Source organism: Mycobacterium sp., assembly GCF_050701675.1.
Lineage (GTDB): Bacteria > Actinomycetota > Actinomycetes > Mycobacteriales > Mycobacteriaceae > Mycobacterium.
On sequence record NZ_JBOGDD010001199.1, the window covers coordinates 1 to 1,839 of the forward strand.

Consider the following 1,839-nt stretch of genomic DNA (forward strand, 5'->3'; position numbering starts at 1 on the left):
GCCTTGGCCGCCGCCATCGCGGTGTTCAAGTCGGACAGGGTCTTTGGCACCCCCAGGCGCAGCGAGGACAGCAGCTGCTTGTTGTAGTAGATGCCGACCACCTCGCCCGTCTGGGACACCCCGAACAGGGTGTCACCCTGCCAGGTCTTGCCGTCGGCGCTGAAGCTGTTCTGCTTGAGCAGCGACTCGGGGTAGTACTTGTCCCAGCCGTACAGCGTGGCGTAGTCGTTCATCGGCCGCAGCATCCCTGCCGAAACGAACGCACCCATGTCGGGATAGCCCTGGTTGGCCTGCACGACGTCGGGCGGGGTGTTGCTCGACAGGGCCAGCTTGAGAGTGGTCTTGAGATCGCTGAACGATTCGACGGTCCGCTTGATGGTGACATTCGGGTACTGCTCGTGGAATTGCGCGTTCAGCTGGTCCTGAGCCTTGGAGATGCCGCCGTCGGTGTTCTGATCCCAGACCGTCAGTGTCACCGGGCCCGCGGCCGAGATGTCCTTGGACGCCTCATTGGTGGGCGTGGGAGCCGCCGTGTCCCCGGAAGGTCCTGGGGCGCAGGCAGATAGCGATAGCACGACGCCAGCCGCAGCGACGGCGACGCCGAATCGGAACAGTCGGTTTCGCATCATGGTGTCAGGGCTCCTGGGGTTGCGGGGATAGGGGAGTCACAAATTCGTTCGGCCCATTGCCGGACCGGTGTCCAGTCCGGATCGGCGTCGCAGTCAGCGAGCAGGTCGGCGATGTCGGCCGGCCGGGGTGCGCTGCGTGCTCCTCCTGCGCCGCGCACCGAGCACGTGGCGCAGACGCTGGCCAGGCGCAACCGGTCGGGCAGCTCCCAGTTCCACGCGGTGGCCGTCATGAACGCTGCGGCGAACGCGTCCCCGGCACCGGTGGGGTCGACGGCATCCACCTCGATCGCCGGGACGCGCAGCCGGGCGGATCCCCGCGCAGCCACCGCACCGCGTGGGCCGAGAGTCACGACGGCCGTGTCGACCACCCCGGCAAGGACGTCGAGTGCGGCGTCCACCGTGCCCGCTCGGGTGTACTGGACCGCTTCGTGATCGTTGACGATGAGGACGTCGACGCCTTCGAGGTGGTCGAGGAGGGTCTCCGACCACTGCCCCGAGGGGTCCCAACCGACGCCGCCGACGATCGTGGTTCCGTTGGCGCGCAGCCGTGCTGCCTGAGCGGGCACGGGACCGCGGCCGAGGCCGACGTGGGCCACTCGCACTGGGGTGGAAGCCGGCCATGGCGGTAGTTCGCCGGCATGTTCGTAGGTCACGAACGAGCGCTCGTGGCCGTCGGTGATCGCCACGGAGATCGGGATCTGGTAATTCGCGTGTTGCACGGCGAAACGTAGATCGAGGTTGCGCTCGTCGCGCAGACTCTGCGCCACGATGCAGCCGATGGGATCGTCGCCCAGTTCGGTGACCAACGCGGTGTGAGCGCCGAGCCGTGCCGAGGCGACGGCTCGGTTGGCGGCGCCGCCGGGTGAGATCGCGAACCCGTCGGCGTACACCTCTGCGCCGGGCGCAGGAGCGTGCACTCCGGTGAAGACCAGGTCCGCAAAGACTCGGCCCGCCACTAGGACGTCGATTTCACGATCGGCCACTCCCGGCTACCTCCACCGTCTGACGTAGTTTGACGTTCTGTGCGCGCTCATCGTGCGTTCAATGCATGACGATAACGTTGCATCGGCGTCTCCCGCGGGTTATCTCTGATATTTCAACCACAGATATTCATAGTCACGCAAAGTCAGTCATCTCTTGGGTAGGATTCCCCGCATGTTCCTCGCCCAACGCCACGAACGGATTCTGTCCGCGCTCAGCAGTGGGGGAC

The 1,839-nt window shown here is 66.2% G+C and carries 2 protein-coding genes; both read right to left on the reverse strand.

All coding sequences use genetic code 11. The features are described from left to right. Positions 1-629 (reverse strand): ABC transporter substrate-binding protein (locus ACRDUX_RS37180; RefSeq protein WP_526421943.1); only part of this gene is annotated, 629 nt, incomplete at its 3' end. Further along, a complete protein-coding gene (locus tag ACRDUX_RS37185; RefSeq protein ID WP_526421945.1) occupies positions 626-1,612 on the reverse strand; it encodes a carbohydrate kinase family protein in 987 nt (328 codons plus the stop codon). The genes ACRDUX_RS37180 and ACRDUX_RS37185, both read right to left, overlap by 4 nt. Between the last annotated feature and the right edge of the window lie 227 nt (positions 1,613-1,839).